Below are 6419 nucleotides of genomic sequence, written 5' to 3'. Positions count from 1 at the left end.
CATCAGCAGAGGATAAAACGCAATACATTGATATTATTCATAAAGTCAAACAATAAGTTTCAACTGGGCTAATCATAAAAGTGCCCCGTGACAACGCTATAAACGGGCCGGTTTTGTCAACTAAAACCGCCCGTTTTATATCGGTGCATCAACGTGATGAAAGGAACGCATTTTATTTCGCCCATTTAATCATGTTATTTTTATGCCTAATTGTAAGCAATTTACCCTTGCAAGGTAGCGATGAATTCCGTCAAAGCTTACCGATACCGATTTGAGGGACCTCGTCGTTTCTGGCTCGGCCTGACGCCGTTTCACTTATCCTGCCACGCCAGAGCACTCTTCCAACATTTAATTTTCATAAAAATACACGATATTGTGTGTTGACACATTGAAATATCAATATGGGGTTAAGAAATAATCTCCGATAAGACTTTGTTACAACGCTATAAATGTTTTACTATTTGTGTATCAAGCTAAACCCTCTCATATATTACTAATAATTTATCATGCTGTGCAGAATGTCATGAGAGAGGCTTTTTAGGATAAACACATGATTAGCTACTTTTTAATTAAATAACTTAGCTTTATCACAATAAATCACGTGTCATGACAATCATGAATACACATTAAAAGGGAGATTGAATGTCATTATCACCACAAAAGCCACAAACGTGGGGAAAAATAAACCCGCCCGTTTTTTTTATTTCTGCTTTTATTATTTTATGTGTTGTTACGATAGCCGCTATTTTTCCTCAACGTTCTGAAATATGGCTAAAAGCGTTACAGGGGCAATTGTTTGAGAATGCCAGTTGGTTTTATATTCTGGCCGTCGCATTGATTTTATTGACCGTCGCCTATTTAGGCCTCTCTCGATTTGGTGAAATTAAATTGGGCCCTGACCATTCCCAGCCCCAATTCAGTTATCTTTCTTGGTTTGCCATGTTATTTTCCGCCGGAATGGGTATTGGACTCATGTTTTTTGGCGTCGCAGAACCTGTGATGCATTATCTTTCCCCTCCCGTTGGTGATCCACAAACCGTCCAAGCCGCAAGAGAGGCGATGGAAATTACGTTTTTCCATTGGGGACTACATGCCTGGGCGATTTATGCGATTGTCGCCTTAATTCTCGCTTTTTTTAGTTATCGACATGGCTTACCGCTCACCTTACGTTCAGCACTTTATCCGATCATTGGTGAACGGATCTATGGACCTATTGGTCATGCTGTCGATATTTTTGCTGTTGTCGGTACCGTTTTCGGGGTGGCGACATCATTAGGCTTTGGTGTTTTACAAGTGAATGCAGGGTTAGCTCACCTTTTTGGGTTTCCCGTGAGTCCAACGATGCAAGTGATTTTGATTGTGGTGATCACGGGATTAGCCACGTTATCGGTCGTCAGTGGTTTAGATAAAGGGATCCGAATTCTCTCTGAGATCAATCTCAGTTTAGCCGGACTGTTACTGTTATTAATTGGGATTTTAGGCCCGACCGTACTGTTACTCAAATCGTTTGTTCAAAATACCGGTGCTTATCTTTCAGACATTATCAATAAAACCTTCAATCTTTATGCTTATGAACCGCAATCCAGTGAATGGTTGGGGGGATGGACGTTATTGTATTGGGGTTGGTGGCTTTCATGGTCGCCTTTTGTGGGGATGTTTATCGCCAGAATTTCTCGAGGCCGTACCATTCGCGAGTTTGTTACCGGCGTTCTGTTTGTCCCTGCCGGGTTTACGCTGCTTTGGATGACTTTTTTTGGCAATAGTGCCATCCATCTGATCCGCGATAATGGGGCGGAAATGTTAGCGCAAGTCGTCCAAAAAGACGTTGCACTCGCCTTATTTGAATTTTTAAATTACTTTCCATTTTCCTCTGTCCTTTCTTTTGTCGCGATGCTGATGGTCATTGTCTTTTTTGTGACATCCGCGGATTCCGGGGCGATGGTTGTCGATACGTTAGCCTCAGGTGGTGAAATTCACACGCCAGTTTGGCAACGTATTTTTTGGGCCTTTTTGATGGGTGCCGTTGCAATCACACTGTTACTGGCCGGCGGATTAACGGCGTTACAAACCATGACGATTGCTACCGCGCTCCCTTTTGCGATTATTTTATTGACAGCTATCGTCGGATTGCTAAAAGCCTTACGTATTGATGTGTATAAAAAAGACAGTCAACAGCTTGCTACTTTAGCTCCAAATACCGGACGTGGAGGGTTATCATGGGAGCGTCGATTACGTAAAATAGCGTTCTTCCCTAAACGTAGTCAGGTTAAACGTTTTATAGCGGAAGTGATTGAGCCGGCTATGCAGTCAGTCGTCACGGAGTTGGAAAAGCAGGGGACCGAGGCCGCTATCCATAATGAGAAAGACGATAGGGTGACACTGGAAGTGCAATTTGGTGAGAACCTCAATTTCCTCTATGAAATACGATTACGGGACTATCTGACGCCGTCTTTTGCATTAGCGGGTATGGATGATGATGAAAATAATGAATCTCAGAAATACTACCGCGCTGAAGTTTATTTAAAGGAAGGTGGGCAAGACTACGATATTATGGGATGGAGTGAAGCACAAATTATTCATGATATCCTCGATCAATATGAAAAACACATTCACTTTATTCATATTGTCGATAAATCGTAGCCACTTATTCTGATTGAGAGGTGACTCACCTGAGTCACCTCTTTTCAAATACTGAAAATAAACGATAAAACTAACGGATGATGAGTAATGATACCGGAGTTTTATTTATCATTTCTGTCGTATGACTCCCTGCAAAAAATTGCCTCAATCGCGAATGTCCAAAAGCCCCCATAATGATTAAGTCAATATGGTTTTGTACTGCAAAACCACACAACTCATCAACAGTGCTGTCACCACCCTGAAGTAAATTAGCTTTCACCTCAATGCCTGCTTGATGAAGCATATCTTGTGCTTTTTTGAGTTGACTGTCTTGATTACCGTGCATCGCCAGATGGCAATCACGACCCGCTAATAATTTCACTTGTATTAATCGATGAATGACTCGTTCACCTTCCTCACTGCCATCAAACGCAATCATAATCTTTTTAGGCTGGGCAAAATTTCGCTTACAGATAAGTACTGAATTTTTTTGAAGACGGATGATCCCCTCTAGCTGACTGCCGATATGACCCGTTAATTCAGATTGCTCGCCTCGACGACCGAGTACAACAATATGCGTATCTTCCTGATTAAGCATTTCGGCTAAAGACCCTTGCCGCTGAAGTGTATTAACATCAAGAAGACCTAAATCTTGAGTGATTTTTTTTGCACTCATCAATAATTGTCGGCCTTCTTCACGAGTTAAACGCGCTCGTTTTTCTTCAATATCCACAAGTTCATTCAATAAGGTTTCTCGGGTGTCAAATCCGATGATCCCGCTTAAGTCATGGTGTGCCGATGTTAGGATTTTTTCATTCATGTGTAACAGTGTCAGTGGAAGATTAAGTGTTTGGGCTATCCAAGCACTGGCGTGACAAACGGTAATCGCCGAGGACGAACGGTCTATACACCCAATTACGCAAGTTTTTTGAATGATATCTGCTGCCATAATTAATGACCTCCCATGAATTTTTCAATTTTTTTCGGGTCGTCATGAATACCAAACTTATCAACCAACGTTGCAGTGGCTTCATTCATCCCCTTAATTTCAATATCAATGCCTTCACGTCGAAACTTAATCACCACTTTATCTAACGCGCTGACGGAAGTGATATCCCAAAAATGAGCATGATTCACATCGATAATCGCTTTATCAATGTCTTCTTTAAAATCAAAGGCATTAACAAAGCGTTCCGATGTGGCAAAGAAAATTTGTCCCCGAACTTCATAATGACGTACCTTTCTGTCTAGTCTTGATGTAACTGTCATGTATCTCGCGACTTTATTGGCAAAATTAAGCGCTGCGATGAGCACCCCGACAAGTACCCCGTAAGCCAGATTATGGGTCCAAACGACAACAATGACGGTGGCTATCATAACGATGCTGGTTGATAGCGGATGGACTCGTATATCGGCAAGGGATTGCCAAGAAAAGGTTCCAATTGACACCATAATCATCACAGCAACTAACGCCGCCATAGGGATTTTTGATACCCAATCATTAAGAAAAACCACCATTAGCAATAAAACAACACCCGCAACCAGTGTCGATAATCGACCTCGGCCACCCGATTTTATATTGATAATGGATTGACCGATCATCGCACATCCCGCCATCCCACCAATAAATGCAGTGGCTATATTGGCAATGCCTTGCCCTTTACATTCTCGATTTTTATCACTGGTTGTATCCGTCAAATCATCCACAATCGTTGCGGTCATCATTGATTCCAATAAGCCAACAACAGCTAGAGCTAATGAGTAGGGCAATATGATAAGTAGCGTTTCAATGTTCAAGGGAATATCGGGCAAAAGAAAGATAGGCAAACTGTCAGGCAGAACGCCCATATCACCAACCGTTCGGATATCAAGACCAAGCCATATTGAAATTATCGTTAATACAACAATACACACTAATGGAGACGGAATGGTTTTATTGACTAATGGAAACAGATAGATAATCCCTAAGCCTGCCGCGGTCATGGCATAAACATGCCAACTCACATTGGTTAATTCAGGGAGTTGCGCTAAAAAAATCAAGATAGCCAGCGCATTAACAAATCCCGTTACGACAGAGCGTGAAACAAATCGCATTAGACTACCCAATTTTGAATATCCTGCGATAACTTGAAATATCCCAGTTAAAACCGTCGCGGCTAATAAGTACTGAAGACCATGTTCTTTCACCAGAACGACCATTAAAAGTGCCATTGCACCAGTTGCCGATGAAATCATGCCGGGGCGCCCCCCAATAAAAGCGATAATTACCGCAATAGAAAATGCGGCGTATAACCCAACTTTGGGGTCGACGCCTGCAATAATTGAAAATGCGATGGCTTCAGGAATTAACGCTAAAGCAACAACAATACCGGCTAGGACATCCCCACGGATGTTACCCAGCCAGTCCTGACGAGATGAGGACAAAAGCATATTAGACTACCTTGTAATCTATCAATCCCAAGATGGGAGAGCATATTTTAAATAAACGAAATTATCCCAAAGAAGGGATGTGGAAATTGGCTGATTTAGTATCAACCTAAAAGGAAGGAGGTATCTCAGGGTGGCGTAAGGCGCATAATATGATCAGCTGTTCCTATGAATTGTATGTTTTTTTTAAAATACCAATATCAACGACCTTAAGCAAGTACCGGATTAACATGAGCGTACTGATGCCCTGCATCGGTACGCTCATCATGATAAATATCGTCAGTGATTTACTTTACTCTGATGCCTTGTTTATCAACAATAACCTCGCCATCTTCTTTGATAAATTCACGTTGTTGCGAATGAGGTAATATATCCAAAACGACTTCTGAAGGTCGGCAAAGCTTAGTTCCTACTGGTGTAACAACAATCGGTCTATTAATCAGTATTGGGTACTGCAACATAAAATCAATTAATTGCTCATCGGTATAAATATCTTTTTCTAAGTTTAATTGCTCATAAGGCTCGATATTTTTTCGTAATAACGCCCTTACCGTAATTTTCATATCGGCAATAAGTTGCACTAACACATCTTTAGTTGGAGGCGTTTCTAAATAATAAATGATCGTCGGCTCAACGCCACTATTGCGGATCATGGCAAGGGTATTACGTGATGTACCGCAATTCGGGTTGTGATAAATTGTAATTTCATTCATGGGATCACCCTTAATTTAACAGTGAGAATCGAAGTACTAAAGCGATAAGTGTGACGGTGAGTACAGGGATCGTCATGATAATTCCCGTTTTAAAATAATATCCCCACGTAATCGTCATGTTCTTTTGTGATAAAACATGTAACCACAACAATGTAGCCAAACTCCCTATCGGTGTGATTTTAGGCCCCAAATCGGCACCAATCACATTGGCATAAACCATTGCTTGTTGAATTAGCCCTGACGCTTCACTCCCTTCAATGGATAAAGCACCAATTAATACCGTTGGCATATTATTCATTATTGAGGATAAAAATGCAGTTATAAATCCCGTACCAATTGTTGCTACCCATAACCCTTTGTCTGCAAGGTAATTGAGCGTTTCAGAAAGATAATCGGTTAACCCTGCATTTCTTAAACCATAAACAACCAAGTACATACCTAAAGAGAAAATGACGATTTGCCACGGTGCTCCACGTAATACTTTTTTGGTATTAATCGTATGGCCTCTGGCTGCAATCACCCAAAGAATTAAGGCGCCAATAGCCGCAATTGCACTCACTGGAATACCTAATGGTTCTAAGACAAAGAAACCAATAAGTAGCAGTACCAATAACCCACAATTTTTATGTGGATAGATCATTTAATCATGTGATTATACGA

General features: G+C 41.3%; 4 protein-coding genes and 1 pseudogene. 1 reads left to right on the top strand and 4 read right to left on the bottom strand.

Annotated elements, in window-relative coordinates; translation table 11 throughout:
- Positions 1-642: 642 nt before the first annotated feature.
- Positions 643-2640: a BCCT family transporter gene (locus AAZR93_RS20950; RefSeq protein WP_434720977.1), complete on the top strand. Its 1998-nt coding sequence runs from the start codon at positions 643-645 to the stop codon at positions 2638-2640.
- A 70-nt stretch (positions 2641-2710) separates the two neighbouring features.
- On the opposite strand, the gene AAZR93_RS20945 is transcribed toward AAZR93_RS20950, so the two are convergent.
- The 4 genes and pseudogenes from AAZR93_RS20945 to AAZR93_RS20930 form a co-directional block, all read right to left on the bottom strand.
- Positions 2711-3568 carry a universal stress protein gene (locus tag AAZR93_RS20945; RefSeq protein WP_434720976.1) on the bottom strand — a complete coding sequence of 286 codons (858 nt, stop codon included), beginning with the start codon at positions 3566-3568 and terminating at the stop codon, positions 2711-2713.
- A gap of 2 nt (positions 3569-3570) precedes the next feature.
- Positions 3571-5049, bottom strand: a complete 1479-nt coding sequence (locus AAZR93_RS20940) for a SulP family inorganic anion transporter (RefSeq protein WP_434720975.1) — start codon at positions 5047-5049, stop codon at positions 3571-3573.
- Between the two features lie 284 nt (positions 5050-5333).
- Positions 5334-5759, bottom strand: coding sequence for a glutaredoxin-dependent arsenate reductase (gene arsC / locus AAZR93_RS20935; protein ID WP_434720974.1), 426 nt, complete (start codon positions 5757-5759; stop codon positions 5334-5336).
- A 10-nt stretch (positions 5760-5769) separates the two neighbouring features.
- Positions 5770-6372 (bottom strand): annotated as a pseudogene (locus AAZR93_RS20930) (ArsB/NhaD family transporter); the annotation flags it as partial.
- Positions 6373-6419 lie beyond the last annotated feature (47 nt).

Origin of the sequence: Providencia sp. Je.9.19 (assembly GCF_051129765.1) — a bacterium.
In the GTDB taxonomy this organism is placed as follows: Bacteria; Pseudomonadota; Gammaproteobacteria; order Enterobacterales; family Enterobacteriaceae; genus Providencia.
This window is presented reverse-complemented; position numbering and strand designations above follow the sequence as displayed.

Bases quoted from the DNA above. Each gene is read 5' to 3' on its own strand.
- arsC (WP_434720974.1), bottom strand. From the start codon at position 5,759: ATGAATGAAATTACAATTTATCACAACCCGAATTGCGGTACATCACGT.
- AAZR93_RS20945 (WP_434720976.1), bottom strand. From the start codon at position 3,568: ATGGCAGCAGATATCATTCAAAAAACTTGCGTAATTGGGTGTATAGAC.
- AAZR93_RS20940 (WP_434720975.1), bottom strand. From the start codon at position 5,049: ATGCTTTTGTCCTCATCTCGTCAGGACTGGCTGGGTAACATCCGTGGG.
- AAZR93_RS20950 (WP_434720977.1), top strand. From the start codon at position 643: ATGTCATTATCACCACAAAAGCCACAAACGTGGGGAAAAATAAACCCG.